Annotated in this window: 16 protein-coding genes; 6 read left to right on the top strand and 10 right to left on the bottom strand. The window is 40.7% G+C overall.

Annotation, left to right across the window (positions count from 1 at the left end; translation table 11 throughout):
• The 8 genes from WG989_RS20865 to WG989_RS20830 form a co-directional block, all read right to left on the bottom strand.
• Nucleotides 1–513 (bottom strand): hypothetical protein, encoded by a 513-nt coding sequence (locus WG989_RS20865; RefSeq protein WP_340432092.1) that lies wholly within the window; start codon nt 511–513, stop codon nt 1–3.
• A 110-nt stretch (nt 514–623) separates the two neighbouring features.
• On the bottom strand, nt 624–998 hold the full coding sequence (locus WG989_RS20860) for a hypothetical protein (protein ID WP_340432091.1): 375 nt from the start codon (nt 996–998) through the stop codon (nt 624–626).
• Between the two features lie 120 nt (nt 999–1118).
• Entirely contained in the window at nt 1119–1739 is a 621-nt protein-coding gene (locus WG989_RS20855) for a dihydrofolate reductase family protein (protein WP_340432090.1), read from the bottom strand.
• Nucleotides 1740–1965: 226 nt separating this feature from the next.
• Complete coding sequence (locus tag WG989_RS20850; protein WP_340432088.1) at nt 1966–2688, bottom strand: ThuA domain-containing protein; 723 nt, start codon at nt 2686–2688, stop codon at nt 1966–1968.
• A 28-nt stretch (nt 2689–2716) separates the two neighbouring features.
• Nucleotides 2717–3673: an energy transducer TonB gene (locus tag WG989_RS20845; protein ID WP_340432087.1), complete on the bottom strand. Its 957-nt coding sequence runs from the start codon at nt 3671–3673 to the stop codon at nt 2717–2719.
• Nucleotides 3674–3697: 24 nt separating this feature from the next.
• The gene (locus WG989_RS20840; protein ID WP_340432085.1) at nt 3698–5533 is read right to left on the bottom strand and encodes a M14 family metallopeptidase; all 1836 of its coding nucleotides are present in this window, start codon (nt 5531–5533) and stop codon (nt 3698–3700) included.
• 26 nt (nt 5534–5559) lie between these two features.
• Entirely contained in the window at nt 5560–5814 is a 255-nt protein-coding gene (gene rpsT / locus WG989_RS20835; RefSeq protein ID WP_340432084.1) for a 30S ribosomal protein S20, read from the bottom strand.
• Nucleotides 5815–5974: 160 nt separating this feature from the next.
• The gene (locus WG989_RS20830; protein WP_340432083.1) at nt 5975–7117 is read right to left on the bottom strand and encodes a glycoside hydrolase family 3 N-terminal domain-containing protein; all 1143 of its coding nucleotides are present in this window, start codon (nt 7115–7117) and stop codon (nt 5975–5977) included.
• Between the two features lie 158 nt (nt 7118–7275).
• On the opposite strand from WG989_RS20830, the gene WG989_RS20825 reads away from it, so the two are divergent.
• The 4 genes from WG989_RS20825 to WG989_RS20810 all read left to right on the top strand — a co-directional run bounded on the left by WG989_RS20825 (nt 7276) and on the right by WG989_RS20810 (nt 17476).
• Nucleotides 7276–10026, top strand: coding sequence for a 2-oxoglutarate dehydrogenase E1 component (locus WG989_RS20825; RefSeq protein ID WP_340432082.1), 2751 nt, complete (start codon nt 7276–7278; stop codon nt 10024–10026).
• 237 nt (nt 10027–10263) lie between these two features.
• Nucleotides 10264–13551 (top strand): hypothetical protein, encoded by a 3288-nt coding sequence (locus WG989_RS20820; protein WP_340432081.1) that lies wholly within the window; start codon nt 10264–10266, stop codon nt 13549–13551.
• A gap of 4 nt (nt 13552–13555) precedes the next feature.
• Entirely contained in the window at nt 13556–15466 is a 1911-nt protein-coding gene (locus tag WG989_RS20815) for a transglutaminase-like domain-containing protein (protein ID WP_340432079.1), read from the top strand.
• A gap of 42 nt (nt 15467–15508) precedes the next feature.
• Nucleotides 15509–17476 carry a DUF3857 domain-containing protein gene (locus WG989_RS20810; protein ID WP_340432077.1) on the top strand — a complete coding sequence of 656 codons (1968 nt, stop codon included), beginning with the start codon at nt 15509–15511 and terminating at the stop codon, nt 17474–17476.
• 75 nt (nt 17477–17551) lie between these two features.
• Here the strand turns inward: WG989_RS20810 and WG989_RS20805 are convergent, their stop codons facing one another.
• Complete coding sequence (locus WG989_RS20805; RefSeq protein ID WP_340432076.1) at nt 17552–17731, bottom strand: hypothetical protein; 180 nt, start codon at nt 17729–17731, stop codon at nt 17552–17554.
• 174 nt (nt 17732–17905) lie between these two features.
• Here WG989_RS20805 and odhB point away from each other — a divergent pair, with 174 nt between their 5' ends.
• Together odhB and WG989_RS20795 are read left to right on the top strand one after the other, a co-directional pair.
• A complete protein-coding gene (gene odhB / locus WG989_RS20800; RefSeq protein ID WP_340432075.1) occupies nt 17906–19129 on the top strand; it encodes a 2-oxoglutarate dehydrogenase complex dihydrolipoyllysine-residue succinyltransferase in 1224 nt (407 codons plus the stop codon).
• A gap of 105 nt (nt 19130–19234) precedes the next feature.
• The gene (locus WG989_RS20795) at nt 19235–20491 is read left to right on the top strand and encodes an RsmB/NOP family class I SAM-dependent RNA methyltransferase (RefSeq protein WP_340432073.1); all 1257 of its coding nucleotides are present in this window, start codon (nt 19235–19237) and stop codon (nt 20489–20491) included.
• Nucleotides 20492–20572: 81 nt separating this feature from the next.
• On the opposite strand, the gene WG989_RS20790 is transcribed toward WG989_RS20795, so the two are convergent.
• Nucleotides 20573–22552, bottom strand: coding sequence for a S8 family serine peptidase (locus WG989_RS20790; protein ID WP_340432072.1), 1980 nt, complete (start codon nt 22550–22552; stop codon nt 20573–20575).
• Nucleotides 22553–22562: the final 10 nt, after the last annotated feature.

Raw genomic sequence — 22562 nt, 5'->3', positions numbered from 1 at the left:
TTATACTGAAATAAAATTAGCGATCTTATTCTTCCAATACTCCACCCTGTTTTTTAGTAAAGCATGGTCAGCCATACCATCTTCGTGACGGTAAAAACGGAGGATCTCCGTTGTTTGATCAGCGTCTTTTTTTGTGATCGCCAATTGCAGGTTTACTATCTCCTTTTCAATCAGTACGGGTTTGCCTTTTCTGTTTTCATAAATGCTCTTTTCTTCTAAATCAACCTTTACAGCAGTGATTTTTTGCAGGTCAACGATCTTTACATCTTCTTTCGTGTTGCTGAAGTTGACATAGAGAAGTTTTAAATTCGAAGTGTCGATTGCAATATAGTAGTGGTTAAATTCTTCCCGTTCGTTGATCGTTAACTGATGAATAGAAACCAACGCATCGAATGTGGCATGTCGGGTTACAAGTAATTTTCTTTTGCCTTTTTTATGCAGTAGTGAAAAAAGAAAAACAAACAGGAATACTAGGCCCAGCAGAATGCCGGCCGTCAATAATGTAGAAGCCATAATAAGTAGTTAAAGCTATAGTTAGAAACTACAGCACGATGAAATAAAATATATCAGGTTGCCTTTATAAGCAACTGAGATCTGATCGAACAAAATAAAACGGGCAGAAACTACCAGAAGTAATGGTGAGGATAAATGATTTTCAATGCATGCGGAACAAACGCAAGCTGAAATGTATCAGTAAGATGATCAATGGATACTGTTCGGTTGAAGGAACTAAATGAATGAAAGAGACCGTTAAGAAAGTTACGCTCCTCAATTCTCGGCGTTACAGTTGTTTGTGTTGACGTTTCAAGTGAAACACGCTCTTTCGGCAGCGCCTGGTTGAATGATGCTGCTTTGTTCTTTACAATGACCGATGCTTGATTTTCTGCTGATGCAGAAATCAATCCAACTTTTCTGATTTGATCGGTCGTCGAAGCTTCACTGTAAAACAGCGTTACAGCAATAATGCTGAAATAAAATATGAGCTTCGATATTTTCACTGCGCAAATGTAGGAAATATCGTTTAATTGAATTGAATGCCTGCCATCAACGTATGCCGCTTTCTGAAGTAGTATTGTTAAAAAGCGGTAGTGCAGAATTTATATTGGCACTTCGTTGTTTTATTTCTTTGTCAGTTTATATCGTAGATGCGTTGTTAAGTCCGACGGTATTACTTCTTCAATTTGTATGTTGTATTTATCTGTAGTAATGCCGTCAAATAGCCGGATGCCGCTTCCTAAAAAAACAGGCGCAATATGAATAAAGAATTCGTCAACAAGTCCTGCATTTAAAAATTGTTGAATGGTGTTTGCGCCACCTTGTATTCGTACGTCCTTTCCCTTTGCTGATCGTTTTGCTTTGTCCAAAGCACTTTCGATGCCATCATTGATGAAGTAAAAAGTGGTTGTTCCTTCCTGGATCCAGGGTTCCCGCTTTTCGTGTGTTAATACATACACATCAGCTTTATACAGATCATTCGGCCAACTCAATTCGCCTTCTTCGAACATGCGTTTTCCCATAATGAATGCACCTGTTCGTTCAATGGTTTCTCTGATATATTTTCCATCAGTTCCATCTTCTTTTCCTCCATCGAATCCCAGGTATTCCCAGAACGCTTTTTGATTGAACATCCACGAGTGAATTTGTCCTGAAACACCACCCATCGGATTTTCAGGACCCCTGTTATCTCCTGCAAAAAAACCATCAAGTGATATTCCACTGTCGAAAATGATTTTGCTCATATATTTCTTCTTTAAATAAATGTTGTGTAAGTAATTTTTTGATTCTCTGTTCTTAACCCGTCCGTCTGAGGTCTCATGTAGTGAACCATGGGAATTATATACTTAACTCCCGGGTTCAGTTACACCAGACCCCGGGCCGACGGAATTTTCAACTCTTTGATTTGGGTTACTTTCTAAATGCGTTTTTTCAATTGTTGTAATGCGAAGTTGCTACAAAAACTTTCTTCTATTTCCCCATCGCATACTGTATCCCACCCAATACATGCTTTAAAAAATGTTCTTCTTTATACGATTCATCTGTGTGACCTAACGCTGTATAAAATGCACGGCCTCCATCGTATGCATGATACCAGGCCATCGGATGTTTGTCGCCGTTTTTTCCGCCCTGGTATGTTTTTTCGTCGATGGTAAGTAATACGTTCACATCAGCATTCTGATTCTTAAAATTATACCACTCATCAAAACGCTCCCAAACAGCCGGTAAATGTTTGGTTGAAATATGGCTGCCATCTGTTACATGCAAGGTTGCCTGTTGTTGTTTTGGATGGCTTAGAAAATTTGCACCTACTAACTTGCAATACCAGGGCCATTCATATTCGGTATCGGTTGCTGCGTGGATACCAACAAATCCTTTTCCGAAACGGATGTATTGTTCAAATGCTGCCTGTTGTTCGTTGTTCAACACATCACCGGTTGTACTGAGGAATACCACCGCATCGTATTTGCGAAGATTTTTTGTGGTGAAGAGTGACGCATCTTCTGTTGTATCAACAATAAAGTTGTGTTGCTTGCCCATCAGCAACAACGCTTCTTTTCCTTTTGGAATTGACGTATGACGAAAGCCAGCCGTTTTTGCAAACACAAGAATACATTTCTTCTTTTTGATGTGAAATGATGAAATGAGGATTGGCAAACTGATGAGTAGTAGCAGGCAATGAATGAAACGCATATGGTTGTAGTTTAAAAAAGAAATGTTGCTATTGATTTGTAAATGTAAACTTTTGTCTTCTCCATGCTTTTACCGGCAGGTTGTATTGAATGGCAGGGGTCCATTTTTTTGATTGCTGTATAAACCCGATGGCAAGCTGTGAAAGGTTTCCGTTTGTTGTCTGGATCGATTCAACATTTGTTACATTTCCATCTTTATCAATTATGAACTGGATGGTACAGGAACCCACATATTTCCATGGTTCGGGCATTTGGTAGATAGCACTTAATTTGGTACTCATGTATTTATTCCATGCAGCTTCGCCACCTTTGAAGTTTGCTTCCCGTTCAAAATCGTTTACTTTCGGCAGCAGTACTCCTTTTTCATCAAATGCTTTAAAGGCGATCACCGAATCTTTCTCAAAGCTAACTTCACTCGCCGGCGTTTGGTCTTCTCTGTAATAGAACCATGTGCCATTTCTTTTTTCCTGTTTCATTTCTCCCTTGCTTCTTAATACTCCGTTTGCATAGTAATAGAATGAAACCCCATTACCATTGCCGATGGTATCATTGGTTGTAATATATCGTACTGTTCCGTTTTCATACCATCCTTTTTCCTCTCCAATTGGAACGCCGTTGATATACAACGCAGAATCCTGTAGCTGTCCGCTTTCGTACCACGATTTACTTAAACCATGCATCTTGCCATTCAGGAACGATCTTCGTGCAAATCGTTTTCCTGATCTGTAATAGTATTCACTTACACCTTCTTTCAATTTCAGGCTATCGTCTGATGAAAACCCTTTCATCCTTATCTTGTCTTCGTTGAGATATAGATCGAAAATTTTCCAATAACTTTTCTCTCTTATGCCCACACGTAAATAGGATGCATTTTTTTGCTCCACTTTCTTTTCTCCACCATCAATATAAAATGAAATGGTATCGGTTTGTGCATTGCTGCTATTTTGTACAAACAAGAAGAAGATTGCGAAAACAGTTTTTTTCATAAAAGTTGTTACGGTTAAAAATACTTATTTCACCCGATATACCGGATACCGCAAATGCATCGGCTCATAGTAAGGCGACTGTTGAAACACAAAGTTCAGTTGTGCACTGCCACTCTTTGCAAAGGCAGAATCGGTTGCTTTGCGTTCATTCAGTTTTTGTTTTACTGCCGGGTTTTGTTGCAGAAATTCTTCGGCGGTTTCTTCAAACACATAACTGCTGTAACCTTCTTTTTGTCCGAGGATGCCATCAAAAAAGTTCCAGGCAAAATAACTGTCGTCACCGGTTGGTTCCAACACTTCCATTAAAAAACGATTGGCTGTTTGATTCATGGGGATATACCAATCGCCTTTGCGGAATTTCAATTGCTGATTGGTTGTACTCGTCTTCACTTCCGAATTCAAATGATGACCTTCATACGGACGAACACCACTTTTATAATCATCAATGCGATACACTTCTACATTGATGGTTGTGTCATTTTTGAATTGACGCATTTGCACTTTGTTGATCTTGAGTAAGTCGATCACCTTCCACCAACCCTGCGGTATTACATAGGCTGTTGGTTTTTCAATCATCGTTTTTGGATTGAAAAAATTATAAAACTTGATCTGCTTTTCAAATGGTTTGTTACGGTCGTAGTATAAACGTGGTAAACCCGATACATTGCTGGGCTTGCGTCCCGCTTCATAACCTTTGTACAATATTTCAGTAAAGCGGCTGCGATCCAATGTAAAACCAACGGGGAACTGTTGTTGGGTACGTTGTTCTTTTTGTTGTTGTGCACGCAGTTGTTTAATGGTTGTTTGATTGGCTGTTGCAAATTCCATCATGGTTACCATTAATTGATAAGTTGCTTCCACCCGTTGCGGATAAGGTTTCAGCATATGGGTTTCGGGAACAAACGCAAACACATTCCACAGCGATGCATAGCCGCTGCTGTAACGTGGCCCATCCCAATAAGCACTCCATCCATTCTCAGGATTGTCACTGAAATTATTTACATAGGGGAGGAGATCGTACCCTTTTGCTTTCATGCTTTTATAAACGGCCGGTTCAAATGTTTGATTGAGATATTCACCGAGTTTGCCGCCGAGCTTGTTGTGTTGCGATGTGAGCAAGGTCATCACATGTTGGTAATCGGCACCATTGCTTACATGGTTGTCAACCAAAATATCGGGCTGTACAAAATGAAAAATTTCTGCAAAGCTTTTTGCTTCTTTCGAATCGTTCTTAATAAAATCACGGTTGAGATCAAAGTTTTGTGAGTTGCCACGAAAACCTTTTTCCAATGGCCCATCCTGACTTACACGATAAAATGCACTACGGTTTAAACTACCACCGATATTATACACCGGAATAATCGCAAGCACAACGTTGGCCGGCAGTTTGCGTTTGCCACTTACAATATCTTTCACCAACGAGATACTGGCATCAATACCATCCGGTTCGCCGGGATGAATGCCATTATTGATCAGGATCACTACTTTGTTTTGTTGCTGCCATTGTTGTGGCTTGAATGTTTGATCGCTGCTTACCAATACCAAATGCAATGGTTCGTTGGCATCTGTTGCACCCATCGTCATCATCGATACACTGGGCGATACTTTATCAATTTGTTTCCATGCCTGAATAGCTTCGTCGTAGGTAACACTTTCTTTTCCTTTGGAAGTTTCGTAGCGGGTAACAGGAAGTTGGGCAAGGCTTGTAGTAGCTGTAATAAAAGCAGCGGCGAAGAAAAATAATTTCATGCCCACAAAATAGCAATAAAAGCAAGACGGCTTCCAGTGTGCATGAAACATCATCGGAAACAGTGGAAGAGTGGTGGCAAATAAAAAACCCATCAGTACGATGGGTTTCAAAAATTTATTTAAACGGAGCAGTTGAATTATGCTAATGCGTTCACTTTCTTCGTCAGCTTGCTCTTTAAGTTAGCAGCTTTGTTTTTGTGAATCACGCCACGCTTTGCCAGTTTGTCGATCATGGAAGCAACAGACGGTAAACCTTCACCGGCTTCTTTTCCTGTTTTGATCGCCTGCAGATCACGGATAGCATTACGGGTTGTTTTTCCGTAATAGCGGTTGCGATCCCTGCGGGTTGCACTCTGACGAACATCTTTTTTGGTAGCTTTATGATTTGCCATATCTTAATTTTTCGGACGGCAAAGGTAGGGGAAAAATTCAGATTTCAGAATCCGTCTTTCAGATTTTTTCCCGCCAATGTGGATTTAGTTGCGCCGGGCTGCAAAATTCATCCTTTTCGTGTTCCCATTATGTCGAAGAATGATGAGAATAAACAAAGGCTTATGAGCCGAACTGTTTCATTTTCAACACCATTACCCGCCTGAACGATGCGTCGATCTGCTGCTCGGTGATCTTGCCTGATTCAACCAACTTGCGGATAATGCTGTGGATATTCTCCGGTTCATAGGCCTTTACACCCGGAATATTATTGCTAAACATGAGTACATCCACCCCGGCTTCCATGGCTTTGAAGATCGATTCCTCCAGGCTGTATTGTTCGCTGATCGCCTTCATCTGCATATCATCACTGAAAATGACGCCTTGAAAACCGAGCTTTTCTCTCAAAATGCCGGTCATGATTTTTTTGGAAAGGGTAGCCGGTAACAGCGATGCATCCAACTGTCCGTTTACAATATGCGCCGTCATCACCGCATCCACCTGTCCGCTTTCAATGAGTGTTTGATACGGAAGCAGTTCATTTGGCTGCCATGTTTTGGTAACATCGGCCACACCCAAATGCGAATCGGCCAATGCATTACCATGACCGGGAAAATGTTTCACCACTGTTTTTACACCGTAGGTATGATGACTGTTGATGGTGATACCGGCATGAAAAGCGATTTGCGCAGGGTCGGCTGAAAAGCAACGTTCTCTTGCGCCTAACACCGGACATTTTGGATTAAGCACATCCAGCACCGGCGCATAGTTGAGATTAATACCCAACCGTTGCAGTGTTGATCCAATGGTATCGGCATATTTCTTTGTGGTGTCGGTATTATTTTGTTTGCCCAGCCATTCGGCAGATGGCATGTTTGAAAAACCTAGTTCGGGACGCAAGCGATTTACTTTTCCTCCTTCCTGATCGATACTGATGAACAAAGGAATGGGTGCTGCCTGCTGAAACCCGGCAATCATTTTTGTAAGATTCGCAGCCGTGTTTTGTGTTGGCAGGTTGCGGCCGTATAATAAAATGCTGCCCACTTTTCCGTTTTTCACTGCTTTGTATACAGCATCGTTTTCGTTGATGGCTGTTCCGTAAAAACCAAAGATGATCAATTGACCGATCTTGATATCCAAACTGTCAACATCAGGTGGCACTGTTTTTTTACTAACGGTTGTTGTTGGAGTTGTTGAAAGGGGTTGGTTTTCCGTTGTTGAATTCGACATGAAAAAGCCAAAGAGTAAAAGAAAAGTTTTCATCATGATCATCTGTTTCAGCAGTGAAAGTACGAATCGCTGCGCAACCGCTTCGCCAACGAAATCAAAAAAGAGCAAAACAGCTGAAAAGGCCGCTCGGGCTTTGATGAAAACAACCGATATTTGTGCTCCTTTTTTAACAAGGCCATATTATCAACCACAGTATGAAAGATTTTCAATACATCACCGGTTCGCATCCACAATACATCGAAAGTTTATATACCGATTTCACAAAAGATCCCAACAGTGTTGATCCGGAAATGAAGAAATTCTTTGAAGGATTTGATTTTGCTGTATCGAGTGGTGCGGCTACAAACGGAGCTGCTGCTGCAACAAATGGTGCAGCCGTTGCAACATCTGTTGACTGGATGAAAGAGATCATGGCTTATCGAATGATCCTTGGCTATCGCAACAAAGGTCATCTGTTGGCCACAACAAATCCCATCCGTAAACGCAAAGATCGTGGTGCAAATATTGAACTGGCATTTTATGGTTTCAGCGAAGCTGATCTGGATAAAGAATTTTATGCCGGTCAATTGATCGGTTTGGGAAAAACAACACTGCGCAATATTCGGCAACACATGGCGAAATGCTATGCATCAAATGTGGGTGTTGAATTCAAATATATCAGCGATCAAACGAAAGTTGATTTTCTTACGAATGCATTTGAAAAAGAATTTCATCAACCCTTGCCGTTGAATAAACGCAAACGCATTCTGGAAAAATTAAACCAGGGTGTGATGTTTGAAAAATTCCTTCACACCAAATACATTGGTCAAAAACGGTTTTCACTGGAAGGTGGCGAAACTACCATTGCTGCATTGGATGCAATTATCAATACGGCGGCCAATCATGATGTGCATGAAGTGGTGATTGGTATGGCACATCGTGGACGTTTGAATGTGTTGGCCAATATCATGGGCAAAACATACGAGCAGATCTTCAGCGAATTTGAAGGCACTGCAAAAATGGATCAAACCATGGGTAGTGGCGATGTGAAATATCATATGGGTTATGGCAGTGAAGTGGAAACACTTGATAATAAAACAGTGCATCTCAAATTGATGCCCAACCCTTCGCACTTAGAAGCGGTTGATCCGGTAGTGGTTGGCTTCAGTCGTGCAAAGGCCGATATCATGTACAAGAGCGATTTCGATAAAATACTTCCTATACTTATTCATGGTGATGCTTCTGTTGCAGGACAAGGGGTGGTATATGAAGTATTGCAGATGAGTGAACTTGATGGTTATTATACAGGTGGTACCATCCATTTTGTGATCAATAATCAAATTGGTTTTACAACTGATTTTGATGATGCAAGAAGTTCTGATTACTGTACATCCTTAGCAGCGATGGTGCAGGCTCCTGTGTTGCATGTAAATGGTGATGATGCAGAAGCAGTGGTGAAATGTGTGGAGATCGCCACCCGTTACCGTCAGGAATTTAACAGCGATGTATTTATTGATATGGTGTGTTATCGTAAACACGGACATAACGAAGGTGATGATCCGAAGTTTACACAACCGCATTTGTATGCGTTGATCGATAAGCATCCAAATCCACGTGAAGTGTACACCAACTATTTGTTGGAAAATGGTGAAGCCGATGCAAAAGAGTTGGCAAAAGAAATGGAGAAAAAATTCTGGAGCGATCTGCAGGAACGTTTGGATGATGTAAAACAAAATCCGCTTCCTTATCATTACCAGGCACCTGAGCTTGCATGGAAAAGTTTACATCGTGCAACAGCAGAAGATTTTTTACAATCACCTGTAACTGCAATCAGCCAGGAGAATTTTGATAAGATCTTTTCATCGATCATGCAATGGCCGGCCGATTTTAAACCATTGAAGAAAGTAGAAAAAATTATTCAGGATAAAATTAAACTGTACAACGACGAACAAAAGATCGATTGGGCAACCGGTGAGTTGATGGCATATGCCAGTTTATTGTTAGATGGGAGCGATGTACGTATGAGCGGACAGGATGTGAAGCGTGGTACGTTTTCGCATCGTCATGCAGTGTTGCGTGATGAGGTGACCGATAAATCGCATAATCGTTTGGCGCATATTGAGGGAGCTGCCGGACATTTCCGTATTTACAATTCTTTGTTGAGTGAGTATGGTGTGCTTGGTTTTGAATATGGTTATGCATTGGCCAATCCAAACGCATTGGTGTTGTGGGAAGCGCAGTTTGGTGATTTCTGTAATGGTGCACAAACCATGATCGATCAGTTTATTGCAGCAGGTGAGCAAAAGTGGAATCGTATGAATGGTGTTACCATGTTGTTGCCGCACGGCTACGAAGGTCAAGGCCCTGAACATAGCAGTGCAAGGATGGAACGCTTTCTGCAAATGTGTGCAGAGTTAAATATGGTGATTACAAACATTACCACATCTGCAAATTTCTTCCATGCATTGCGCAGGCAGTTGGCATGGAGTTTCCGTAAACCGTTGATCAATTTTGCACCGAAGGCAAATCTTCGTCATGCCGGTACTTATTCGTTGAAAGATGAATTTGTGAATGGTGGATTTAAAGAAGTGATCGATGATCCAACTAATCCGGATTCAGCCCAGGTGAAGAAAGTATTTTTCTGCAGTGGTAAAATGTATTTTGATCTGGCCGAACGCAAAGCAAAAGATAATCGTGCCGATGTTGCCATCGTTCGTTTGGAACAGATCTATCCATTGCCAACACAACAGTTAATTGCGTTGTATAATAAATACAGCAAAGCCACCTGGTTCTGGGTACAGGAAGAGCCGCTCAACATGGGTGCTGCTTCCTTCCTGCAAATGAATTTGAAGGACATTAATTACGGTGTTATCAGTCGTTCAGCTTCTGCTTCCACTGCTACCGGTTACAATAAAGTACACCAGCAGGAGCAGGCGGAGATCGTGGATACGGCTTTTGGAATTTAATACTACAATTGATTCTTTTGAACCCTTAGCCATTTTGCTAAGGGTTTTTTTGTAGCGACTCGCACTCTTATACGGCTATTTGCACAGTTATGGGTAAAGTTTGCCTGCCCCGACATAAAATATTATTTTAGGCGTTTCTGTATCTGAAATTCAATTACCCGATTTACAGATGCAATTCGTTTTTTAATTATTTTCATATCCGATCATTGTAAAAACACAAGTAATTATTCAATCAGCATGAAAACCATTTTTTTGTTTGCAGTTGGTATTTTCGTACTCTGCTCTTCCTCTTCCATCGCCCAAATTATTCCTGAACGTTCGCCTGATTCGAGAGAGATCCTGTTAAAAGGAATTGAATTGTATGATAATGGCGAACTAAAAGAGGCCGCCTCTTTGTTTGGCAAAGTGCATCGCAACGATAGCAGTTACATGCTGTCGTTATACGAAAAAGCATTGGCCTTGCAACGGGATAGTTTGTATGAAGAAGCGCTTCTGAATATTGAACTTGCACTCAAACAGGAAAATTATCAAAGCATCCACGATCATTTGCTGCTCCGTGCTAATATCATTGACGATATGGGCAAACCGGAAGAGGCACTCCGCCTCTATGATTCGGTGTTGAAATATTATCCGGCATCTACTGTTGCACGCTCACAAAAAGTTACTACCCTCTATCGACTCAAACGGTATGATGAAGCAGAAGTATTGGCGAGAGAATGTGTGCTGATGAATTATCTGAATCCGTTACATCATTATAAACTTGGCTATATCACCTGGCAACAGGGAAAGATCGTGCCGTCGCTGATGGCAATGATGATGGCGAATATTGTAAATCCATCGCACAACAATGTGAATAATGTGATCAGTTATATCAGCAGCATCACCAATGCAAAAGATGAAACGGTTGCAATAGCACAACAGCGAACAGGAGATTATCCGGATAATTTCAGCAGGGTAGAGCAGCTCATCTTTTCAAAAATTGCATTTGATAAATCATACAATCCAAAATTCAATCTCGACGATAATATATTCAAGCAGGTAAATGTAATGCTGGAAAAACTGGAGTACGATGAAAGCTCAGATGATCCGTATATGCAGTTGTATGTTCCTTATTTCAAACAGGTACATGAACAGAAGAAGGCAGAGCTGATGTTGAATCATGCATTCAGCGGTGTAAACATTCCTGCCATTGAAACGTACATGAAGAAAAATAAGTCAGCTGTAACAGCGTTCAAAGATGTTGCCTTTCAATATGTAGATAAAGTACGTTCAACAAGGATCATTTCCTATCCGGCACGTATCAAGGCTGAAAATCTTTATCACTTCGATGGGAACCGTTTTTTTGCAGAAGGTAAAATGGTTGGAGAAAAAGGAGAAGGCTACTGGAAATATTATTATGGAAACGGCCAGTTGAGGGCAGAAGGAATGCAGAAAGATGATAAGCGGGATGGAATATGGAAGTTTTATTATGAAAACGGCCAGCTTCAAAGTGTGGAGCAGTTTTCTGCTGATCTTTCAAACGGCCCTGTTACGGCTTACTATCCGGGCGGTGCTTTGAAAAAAACAATGACGTATCAAAATGATAAGATACAAGGTGTTGTTCTTTACTACAGTATTTTCAATGTATTGGTTACAAAAGAAGAGTACCTCGATGGTGAGCTGCACGGTGAGATAAAAAATTATTACAACGATGGCCGTCTTAAATCGGAGTTCATTTATAAAAATGGAAAACTCGATGGCCCTTATACGATCTATTACAATAATCAAACAAAAAAAGAACAAGGTGTGTACCTGGCAGGTGAAGCGAATGGTGATTTCAAAGAATTTTACGCCGATGGAAAAACAAAAGTTGCCTACAGTTACCAGCAAGGTAAAACAACGGGCACCTGGAAATATTATCACCGGAATGGTAAGTTGAATTATCAAATCAACATGACAGAGAAAGGTTCAGAAGGTGAAGTGATTCGCTATGACGAAGATGGGCAGATCGAATCCAAAGAAACCTATAAGGAAGGCGCCACCGTTGGGAACAGTGAGTATTACCACAACGGCAAACTATATGTAACGTTTAAAAACAACAGTAAAGGTAAAACCAGTGAAGTGCGTTACCTGGATTCAACCGGGAAGGAGTTAGTGGTGAATAAACGCTCAGGGAAAATATGGCCGGTTACTTATTACAGCCCGTACGGATATAAAGTATCTGATAAGCAATTCGACCAGGATGAAGAACCAACCAACGAAACTATTTATTATAACGCAGAAGGATTTGCTGTTTCAAAACAGCCGTATGAAGATGGTGAGTTGAATGGAGTTGTGCGAAGCTGGTATTATAACAAACAGCTCAAAGAGGAAACCACGTACAAAGATGGTAAGAAGAATGGTGTGAGTAAGTCCTGGTTCCCGAATGGCAAATTGTCAACGGTTGCGTTTTATGATGATGATGTATTGCAGGATTATGTGTATGATTATAATTCAAAAGGGATACTGGCAAGTAAATTCTTTTATGTGAATGGAGAGAAACAGGGTTACGGAATTGTGAATTATTCAAGTGGTAAACCTTTCTATGAAGAACGATATTCAAATGGGTGGATCGAACAGTTGATACAATACGATACGCTGGGCAATGCTATGAAGCCGATCGAGTTCAAAAATGGCGAAGGCATATATAAACTTTTCTATCCTGATGGTAAACTGTATTATGAACTGCCACTTAAAAAAGGAGTATGGCAAGGAACACAGAAGTCTTATTATCCGGATGGTAAAATAATGGCCGAAGTAGAATTTAAAAATGATGTGAAAGAGGGGAAGGCAAAATATTATTATCACAGCGGGCAAATTAGTTCTGAAGGAAATTTTCTGAACGATCTGAAAGAAGGCATCTGGAAATCGTACGACGATAACGGAGATATGGATTCCGAAGAATTTTATACTGATGGATTATTGCAGGGCAATGCAGGGTATTACGAATATGGCAAGCTGGTACGTGAAATTGAATACAGGGATAACGAACGGCATGGAGCTATGAAACGCTATGGCAGCAATGGAGAACTTGGTATTGAAATGTATTACGAAGAGGGGCTGCTTACATCCTATTCATATCTTGATAAGAACAAAAAATTACTTCCGCCCATCTGGCTGAAAAATTTAAGCGGCACCATGGAAGCCTATTACAGCAACGGAACAAAGTCGGCTGTTGTTGAAGTGAAATCCGGTTATTATCACGGCTCCTATAAATTTTATAGTGAAAAAGGTATTCTTTTATATGAAGCAAATGAAGAGTATGGAAATACAAATGGAGTTGAAAAAAAATTCTATCCAAACGGACAGTTGTACATGTCGCACCTGGAAGAGCACGATGTTACAGAAGGCCTTGTAAAGGAATATTATCCCGACGGGAAACTTTTCTCAGAGGGAAATTATATTTCAGGAAATCCACATGGTCCGCTGAAAATGTACGATCAAACTGGTAAACTGATCGAAACAAGATTCTATCACCATGGTTATATTATGAGCATAAAAAAGTAATTGTATGAAATTATTGCAGTTGATCTTATATGTGTTTGCCGGCAGTATGGTTGTTGCACAAGGAAAAAAAATAAACCCTGTTGATGTTGCAGCTCAGTACCCCGATGCGATGGCGGTTTGGCTTGAACGCAAAACAGATATTGAACTTACCTGGAAAAATGGTGAAATAAAAGTGGCTCAACAGGAGCATGAAGACATGTTGTTCACCAAAGATGAATCGGGAAATATAGCAGGCAAGAACAGCGTGTACTTCAGCTATTTTTACCAATTAAAAAACTGGGATGCTTATACGTTGTTACCGGATGGAAAGAAAATAAAAGTGACCAACTCCACAACGCAAAGCAGCAGCAGCAGTTTTATATTTTACGACGATTCAAAACAGGTGGAGTTTTTATATCCGTCTGCAACGAAGGGAGCAAGAGGTATTACCAATGTTTCCTATGAGTTAACTGATCCGCATCTTTTATCACCCTTTTACTTTGAAAATTATTTTCCGGTTGCTTCGGGCATATTAACGATCACCTATCCGCAGGAATTGGAGTTGAATTATCTCATCAAAGGAAATAAAGATATTGTTCAGGTAAAGAAAGAGAACAGGAAGGGAAAAACAACACTTACGTTTGAAACAAACCAGGTGCCAGGTGTTAATTATTATGGTGATGCTCCTCCTTCATCTTACTTTCTTACACATGTTATCTTCTACATTGAAAAAGCAAAGAACAGTAATGGGATAATGGAGCCATATCTTGGCACTACAAAAGATCTGGCCCGTCATTATTATTCGCATATCAAAGACCTTGAACTTGCACCCGGCACTGAAGTAAAGGAAGTAACTGATTCACTCATTCATGGAATAACAGATCCTGTGGCAAAAGCAAAAGCGATCTATAAGTGGGTACAACAAAGTGTACGTTACATCGCTTTTGAAGAAGGTATGGGAGGTTTTATACCACGTAATCCTGAATTGGTTTGTACAAGGCGCTATGGCGATTGCAAAGATAAATCGGCATTGCTGGTTTCCATGCTACGCTACGCAGGACTCAACGCACATTTTACATGGATCGGTTCACGCAGGTTGCCGTATAAATATTCTGAAGTGCCATTGCCGGTTACAGACGATCATATGATCTGCGCATTGGAAATGAATGGCAAGTATACATTTATGGATGCAACAGATTCCTATATACCATTTGAAATTCCTGCATCGCATATACAGGGAAAAGAAGCCTTCATTGTAAAAGGGCCTGATGAATTCAAAATTGTGAATGTACCTGTTGCTGAACCCGGCTATTCAGTAGTGAACGACAGTACCTTTCTTCGGATCGAAGATAAAATGTTGAAAGGGAAGATACGTATCCATACGACCGGGTACGAGACCAATGAACTGTTGCATTACCTGGAAGCACGTACAGGAAAAGCAAGGGAAGAATTTTTACAATCATATTGTAACCGTGGCAATAATAAAATAGTTGTGCGGAATGTAGATGTGTCGGTTGATACCGTACAACATACAGCGTTGATATCTGCTGATTTTGATTTGCCCGATTATGCAAAGTTTTTAGGTAACGAAGTGTATCTGAATATGAATTTAAGCAAACCATATACCGGCCTTGAAATTGATTATCCACGTAGAAAAATTCCGATCGAGTATGATTTCAAATCATCTATGCGGCATGTAGTGGTGCTGGATCTTTCAAATGGTTACAAAGTGAGTTCTGTGCCATCTGTAAAAGGTTTTCGAAACGATACATGGGGTGTTGATGTGAAAACAAAACAGGAAGGTGGCAAATTATACTATGACCGTGAATTTGTGAACGGGCACCTGTATTTATATCCATCCGCTTTTGAACAATGGAACAAAGTGCTTGAAAATCTCTTTCCCACATACAAACAATCGGTGGTGTTATCAAAATAAAATAACCAGGTGAAATATATCTGTTCAGTTAAACTTCAAATTATGAAAACAATTTTTTTTCTGGCTGCGGTTTTTGTTTTGTCAATATCAGCCGTTGCACAACAGGCTAAGTATACCGGGTTCAGTCTTGTTGAAAAACCGGTGCTGCACACACTGGGGGCTGAATACGAAAAAGAAAGTGCCGTGTACATTAAAGATGCACGAAAACTCGAAGTGATTCCGATAAAAGACGGGGTAGGGTTTTATACAACCTATCACAAGATCATTCGTGTGAATGATGAAAAAGGAATTGAAAATTTCAATAAGATCTATATCCCGGTAAGCAGTTACATGGAACTGGTTGAATTGAAGGCAAGGGCCATTACACCCGGCAATAAAATTATCGAAGTGCAGAAAGATGCGATCAAAGATTACACGGAAGAAAATAACGATTACAAAATATTTGCGATTGACGGGTTAAGCAGAGGAAGTGAAATTGAATATACCTACACCATTTTACGAAACCCGTTCTTTTTTGGAAAGGAAATTTTTCAATCGAAATTTCCGGTTCAGGAGGGTCTTATGGAAATTATTACACCAGCCGGTATCAAGTTCGAAGCAAAAGCGTTGAACGGTAAAGGAGAACCGGAAGAAGAAGTGAATGAAGAAAAGAATATCCGTACTATCCGTTACCGGTCAAATAATATACCGGCTTATACTGATGAGAAATATGCGATGGTGCGTACAGGGTTGCAACAACTGCAATACAAACTTTCGTATACACAAAACAAAGGAATGAATGTGCGGATGTTTACCTGGAACGAGTTGGCAAAGGATGTTTACATGGTGTACAACGATTTTACCAAAAAAGAAAAGGAAGTTGCAGATGACTTGTTAAAGAAAGCAGATATTAAAAATGCGGTAACAGACGAAGAGAAGATCCGGAAAATTGAGAACTATGTAAAGAATACCATTAAAACAGGCGAGGATGTAGATGGAGATGATTTTGAAGATTTCGGTAAAATTCAACGTAATAAAATTGCCAGTACCAAAGCCATGAGCCGTTTGGTTTGTGCCATGCTACAAAAAGTAAATGTGAAGTATGAAGTAGTGGTGGCAGGCGACAGAGAGCAATACCTCATTGAACGTAACTTTGAATACTGGAACCACGCACAGAACCTGTTGGTTTATTTTCCTTCAACCAAACAATTCATTGCGCCTGCCTCATATCTCTATCGCTATCCGTTTTTTCCTCCAGTGTGGGGTGGCACATTGGGCTTGTATTGTGTACCGGTTGAAGTAGGTGAATTAAAATCAGCACTTGCAGAAGTAAAGGGAATTCCTTTGCAAGCCGCTAACCGAAGCCGTCATGATCTGGAATCAGAGCTTTCATTTAACGCTGCAACTGATACCGTGTTTGTAAAAACCCGGCATATCCATTCCGGTTATAGTGCACCATTATACAAAGCCCAGTTTATTTTTCTGTCGGCCGATGATCAGCGAAGTTTTTTAAAAGAAATGGCGAAAAATTCAGCGAAAACAGAAACCATTATCAGTCATGAATTGCAGAACAAAGAACTGGAAGTAACAGATGCTGATAAACCATTCCTTGTTGATCTGAAGCTTGCATCGGTCGACCTCATTGAACGGGCAGGCGATAAAATATTACTGAACATTGGCGATTGCATTGGCCCGCAGGTAGAAATGTACAATGAGCGTGAACGCCAGTTTGATATTGAGATCGATTATCCGCATTTGCTGGATCGTAAAATTGTGCTGTTGATTCCGGAAGGATACAAAGTGAAAAATCCAGATGATCTGAAATTCAATCTTTCATTTGAGTCAAATGGCAAAACAACAATGGCTTTTATCAGCTCTTATAAAATTGAAGGGAACAGGTTGGAAGTAACGATCACAGAACAATACAATCAGATTCGTTGGCCAAAAGCGGACTATGCGAATTTTACCAAGATCATTAATGCATCTGCCGACTTTAATAAAGTTGTGTTGGTACTCGAAAAGGCAAACTGATCTTTCATTTTCATACTAATAGCAAAACCCCTCAACAACGAGGGGTTCTGTAATTAAAACCTTCTGCGCCCGTCTTCATATTGAGCCATTCCCCGGCTCAAAGGTGCCGTTGTTGTTAAGGTCAGCGTATTTGCAGGTGAGTGTGGCATTGCCACTTATAGTTAGCTGTTTGCCGGGTGTAATGACCAGTCCGTTTTGGGCAGCAAGCAGGTTAGCGATAATTACTGCCAGTAAACCGGTAAAGATGTGTTTCATAAAATTGCTTGCAGGTGAATTGCCGAAACGAAAGTAATATGGTGCTGGTTGTTTTACCAGTCCGGTTTAGCAAAGGGATGGGTTTATTGAGTAAACGGTTTATAAGCGGGTTTTTTCTTGTGTTTCTATCTGTTTTTCCCCGAAATTTGCAACACTCTCAACCAACGAATTGATATGATTGATATAAAAGTTCCTACTGTAGGTGAATCGATAAGTGAAGTGTCGTTACTCAAATGGACCAAGCCCGATGGTGCATGGGTTGAACGTGATGAAGTGATCGCTGAGCTGGAAAGTGAAAAGGCAACGTTTGAAATTAATGCTGAGCAGGCGGGTATTCTCAAACACGGTGCACAGGAAGGCGATACATTAACGATAGGTGATGTTGTTTGTCAGATCGATGAAACAGCACCTAAGCCTGAAGGAGCAGCTATTGCAGAAGCGCCGAAAGCAGAAGCACCAAAAAAAGAAGAAGCAAAATCAACTGCGCCTGTTACAGCAATTGCAAACGATATTAAAGCAACACCTGTTGCAGCAGCAATCATTGCTGATAAGAAAGTTGATCCGCAAACGATCAAAGCATCCGGTACTGGTGGAAAGATTTTAAAGGATGATGTGTTGCAGGCGATTTCGAATCCCGGCAAGCAGGCATTTAAAGGTGCAGAATTGTTTAGCCGTAATGTGCGGAAAGAAAAAATGAGCAACCTGCGTAAAACCATCAGCCGTCGTTTGGTGGAAAGCAAGAATACCACTGCCATGCTCACCACATTTAATGAAGTGGATATGGGCCGCATCATGGAGATCCGCACGAAATACAAAGACAAATTCAAAGAACTTCATGGCGTGAATCTTGGGTTCATGAGTTTCTTTGGTAAAGCATGTGCTATTGCATTGAGCGAATGGCCGGCAGTGAATGCATCGATTGATGCAGAAGAAATTATTTATCATGATTATGCAGATATTTCGATCGCTGTTTCTACACCACGTGGTTTAACCGTGCCTGTTATGCGGAATGTTGAAAGTATGAGCATGGCCGATGTAGAAAAGAAAGTGGTTGAACTTGCAGGTAAAGCAAGAGATAATAAATTGACGATGGAAGAACTCACCGGCGGAACATTCACAATCACTAATGGTGGTGTGTTTGGAAGTTTGATGAGTACACCGATTATTAATTTACCGCAAAGTGCTATCTTAGGAATGCACAAAATTCAGGAGCGACCAATGGCAGTGAACGGACAAGTAGTGGTTCGTCCAATGATGTACCTGGCATTAAGTTATGATCATCGTATTATAGATGGAAGAGAGAGTGTGAGCTTTTTAGTTCGTGTAAAGGAATTGCTGGAAAATCCTGAACTGTTATTGTTTGGGAAAGATCCGGTGAAGACTTTGTTAGAAGTATAAAACACCTCGTAACTTCTAACGGTTACTTGCATAATGGGTCCCGCTTTGCAGTGGGACTTTTTTATTTCAACATACCTATAAGTTTTGCAGCGCATTAATACACTTATGAGGTTTGCCGGGCTGCATCCCTGGGCTGCAAACCTCATTGGTGTTGCCCTCTGTTCTTATTTCCTTTTCTTTGCAACCATGAGCCGTTATTATTCGCATATCAATTCAGCACAAAAGATCATCGAGGCTTATAGCGGTGCTGAGCCGTTTGCATCGCATTTGAAAAAGCAATTTGCAGCCAATAAAAAATTCGGCAGTAAAGACCGGAAGCAGATCACTCAGCTTTGTTATTGTTATTTCCGGTTAGGTAAGTCATTGCCGGATGTTTCCATTGAAGAAAAGTTATTAGCCGGATTATTTCTCAGCAGTCGCACCTCCAATGAACTGCTACAACATTTAAAGTCCGAGTGGAATGATGTAATTGAAATGCAGCTCGAAAAAAAATTGAAACTGTTGAATGCTGTTGTTGATGCTTCTTCCATTTTTCCATTTACCAAAGAGTTGAGTGAAGGAATTGATGCGGATGAATTTGCATTCAGCCATTTGCAACAACCTGATCTTTTTATCCGAATACGACCCGGACGAAAAGAAACTGTACTTCATCAATTGAGATCTGCTGATGTTTCGTTTCAATTGATGGGTGATAATACAATTGCATTGCCCAATGCAACAAAGATTGAAGAAATCATCATGTTGAATAAGGATGCAGTAGTGCAGGATTACAGTTCGCAACGGGTGGGAGAGTTTCTCGAAAATCTAAAAACGGAAATCGAAAGTGTAAAATGGAACGTTTGGGATTGCTGTGCAGCCAGCGGCGGTAAATCCATCATTGCAAAAGATGTCCTCGGAGAAATTGATCTAACAGTAAGTGATGTTCGTGAAAGTATTCTCATCAATTTGAAAAAACGTTTCCAAGAGGCTGGAATAAGAAACTATAAAAGTTTTATAAGAGACTTGTCTCTTCACTCGCCACTAACTACTCGCCAATCTGCCTTTGATCTAATCATCGCCGATGTTCCCTGTAGCGGCTCCGGTACGTGGGGGCGAACACCTGAGCAGTTATCTTTCTTTCAATCAGTATCTATTGATACTTATTGTTCCTTGCAGAAGAAAATTATTTCCAACGCAATAACGCAGCTAAAGCCCAACGGATATTTTTTATACATCACCTGCTCCGTATTTAAAAAAGAAAACGAAGACAATATTGATTGGATGAAGCAAGAATTGAATTTGCAATTAGTAAAACAGGAGCTGATCAAAGGCTATTCACTCAAAGCTGATACGATGTTTGCTGCGTTGTTGAAGAAGAGTTGATGTCTGCACACCCAAAGTGTGTCTGCACATCTTTTAAATTGAATGTTGTTCAGTCAGCTTTCAGGTACGCAGACAACAATTTTAATGTTTTACAAATTCTTCCACCGCATATTGCTGTCCATTTTTTTTCACTACGAGCAGATATTTCCCTGTTGCAAATTTGCCAACGGAGATGGTATGTGTAACCATGCCAATTGGTTTGTTGTATTGATCGCTAAATAACAATTGCCCTAACATGTTATAAATGCTGATGCTGAAACGATCACTGCTTTGTTCCATGAAGCGAAGCTGCAGATCACGGTCAGTTGGATTAGGGAAAATCAGCAACTTCGTTGCTCTTGTGTTAGAAATGCAGTTACTGGTTAACGCTACAGTGGAAGAATCGATGGCATAGGCTCTGTAGCCGATGGCGCTTGTATCGATCACCTGTACAATGCGGTAGTTTACATTTCCAGCACTACTGTTGTTGATCACATCGTTGTATTGATATGATTGATTCGAAAAAGCGTTGCCTTTTGCAGTAACTGTTTCAATGGTTGTATAATTTGTATCGCCGGGTAATTTTCGTTCGATCCTGTACAACATGCTGGAAATATCTTTACTGTTCCATTGAATTGTTGTTGTGCAATTATTGATGGATGTAGTGAGGGTTGATAGACGGGCTACTAAAATACCTGTTGCCGTTTTCATATCGGTTATACCATAGCCATACTGCTCATGTGGTGTCGGGTATCGGTCAGCACTTTGTCGTAATGTTTCAATGATCTTGTAATTGTTGAATTCGGGAAACAGTTGCCACAAGCAAGTAGCAAGTCCCGCCATATTCGGCCCTGAAAAAGAAGTGCCGTTACTGGTACCTACAGTGCCGGCAGTAGTTGATAAATAGGTTCCTTGCCCAACAGAAACAACATCCGGTTTTATTTGTCCATCGCTTGTGGGGCCAAAGCTGGAAAAGCTTCCTATGATTCCTGCGCTGTTTACAGCACCTACACTTAATACACTATCACCATCAGCAGGCGCCACGATATATTTCCAACTGCTGTTTCCTTCATTACCTGCGCTGTTAACAACCAGCAATCCTTTTTTCGCAGCCATATCTGCATATCGGCTTACAATGGTTGTGTTGCCATTCATCTCTGCATACGTATGATTGAAGGAAGCATCATCGTATGTACTGTAACCAACAGAAGAGCTGATTACATCAACACCTGCACTGTCAGCATATTCAGCACCCATTCCCCAATTGTATTCTTCAATGATCTGTTCAGTAAACACATCTTCCGTTCGTAATAAATAAAAAGAAGCAGAGGGCGCAGCGCCAATATAACTGCCGGGTATGTTTCCTGCAACAATGGAAAAACAAGCCATACCATGTGCATTGTCTTCATTCACACTTGTTTCATTCAACACAAAATCACGAGTGGCCAGAATGCGGTTTTGTAAACGTACACTATCAAAAAAAGGATTTGTGAGATAGCCGAAAAAACCTCCGTCTAAAAAAGCCATGTGCATGCCTTGCCCACGTGCACCGATATTGTGCAGAAAATTTCCATTATGAATTTTTATCTGGTTCGAGGCACTTCCATAATTCAACGTATCAGCTAGCACTGCTTGAGAACGTTGTTGTATTGTTGCGGGAACAGGGGAGATGACTTCATTATTTTTTTGCAGTCGGCCTGCTGTTGTTTTTCGCAATGCAATACCGGTACGGGTTTTTACAAACGGAAAACTGTTGATTTTGGTTAATGCTGTTGCATCACTTGTTTGAATGATGATGGCATTCATCCAACGCAAGCGGCCAATGAGCGTAACGTTGCCACTTGCAATTACACTATCAATGTATCTTGGAATAATGGGTAAATCACTGCTGTCGACAGCAATACTATATTTCAGTCTTCGTGCAACAGCACGTGCAGATAAATAGGAAGAAGGTTGGGAGAGGGAGAAACTGGTTTCGTTCTTATCCGTAAAAAAGATCACATGCTTTGTTTGCTGACCTTTGACTGATACTGTAAACAGCATCAGCAAAACAACGATCAGTAAGTATGGCATCACTTTCATGCACGCACCC

This window comes from Lacibacter sp. H407 (genome assembly GCF_037892605.1).
In the GTDB taxonomy this organism is placed as follows: domain Bacteria; phylum Bacteroidota; class Bacteroidia; order Chitinophagales; family Chitinophagaceae; genus Lacibacter.
This window is presented reverse-complemented; position numbering and strand designations above follow the sequence as displayed.

Excerpts from the sequence above, each read along its gene's own strand:
- WG989_RS20865 (WP_340432092.1), bottom strand. The coding sequence starts at position 513 with ATGGCTTCTACATTATTGACGGCCGGCATTCTGCTGGGCCTAGTATTC.
- WG989_RS20855 (WP_340432090.1), bottom strand. The coding sequence starts at position 1,739 with ATGAGCAAAATCATTTTCGACAGTGGAATATCACTTGATGGTTTTTTT.
- WG989_RS20850 (WP_340432088.1), bottom strand. The coding sequence starts at position 2,688 with ATGCGTTTCATTCATTGCCTGCTACTACTCATCAGTTTGCCAATCCTC.
- WG989_RS20845 (WP_340432087.1), bottom strand. The coding sequence starts at position 3,673 with ATGAAAAAAACTGTTTTCGCAATCTTCTTCTTGTTTGTACAAAATAGC.
- rpsT (WP_340432084.1), bottom strand. The coding sequence starts at position 5,814 with ATGGCAAATCATAAAGCTACCAAAAAAGATGTTCGTCAGAGTGCAACC.
- WG989_RS20830 (WP_340432083.1), bottom strand. The coding sequence starts at position 7,117 with ATGATGAAAACTTTTCTTTTACTCTTTGGCTTTTTCATGTCGAATTCA.
- WG989_RS20825 (WP_340432082.1), top strand. The coding sequence starts at position 7,276 with ATGAAAGATTTTCAATACATCACCGGTTCGCATCCACAATACATCGAA.
- WG989_RS20820 (WP_340432081.1), top strand. The coding sequence starts at position 10,264 with ATGAAAACCATTTTTTTGTTTGCAGTTGGTATTTTCGTACTCTGCTCT.
- WG989_RS20815 (WP_340432079.1), top strand. The coding sequence starts at position 13,556 with ATGAAATTATTGCAGTTGATCTTATATGTGTTTGCCGGCAGTATGGTT.
- WG989_RS20810 (WP_340432077.1), top strand. The coding sequence starts at position 15,509 with ATGAAAACAATTTTTTTTCTGGCTGCGGTTTTTGTTTTGTCAATATCA.
- WG989_RS20805 (WP_340432076.1), bottom strand. The coding sequence starts at position 17,731 with ATGAAACACATCTTTACCGGTTTACTGGCAGTAATTATCGCTAACCTG.
- odhB (WP_340432075.1), top strand. The coding sequence starts at position 17,906 with ATGATTGATATAAAAGTTCCTACTGTAGGTGAATCGATAAGTGAAGTG.
- WG989_RS20795 (WP_340432073.1), top strand. The coding sequence starts at position 19,235 with ATGAGGTTTGCCGGGCTGCATCCCTGGGCTGCAAACCTCATTGGTGTT.
- WG989_RS20790 (WP_340432072.1), bottom strand. The coding sequence starts at position 22,552 with ATGAAAGTGATGCCATACTTACTGATCGTTGTTTTGCTGATGCTGTTT.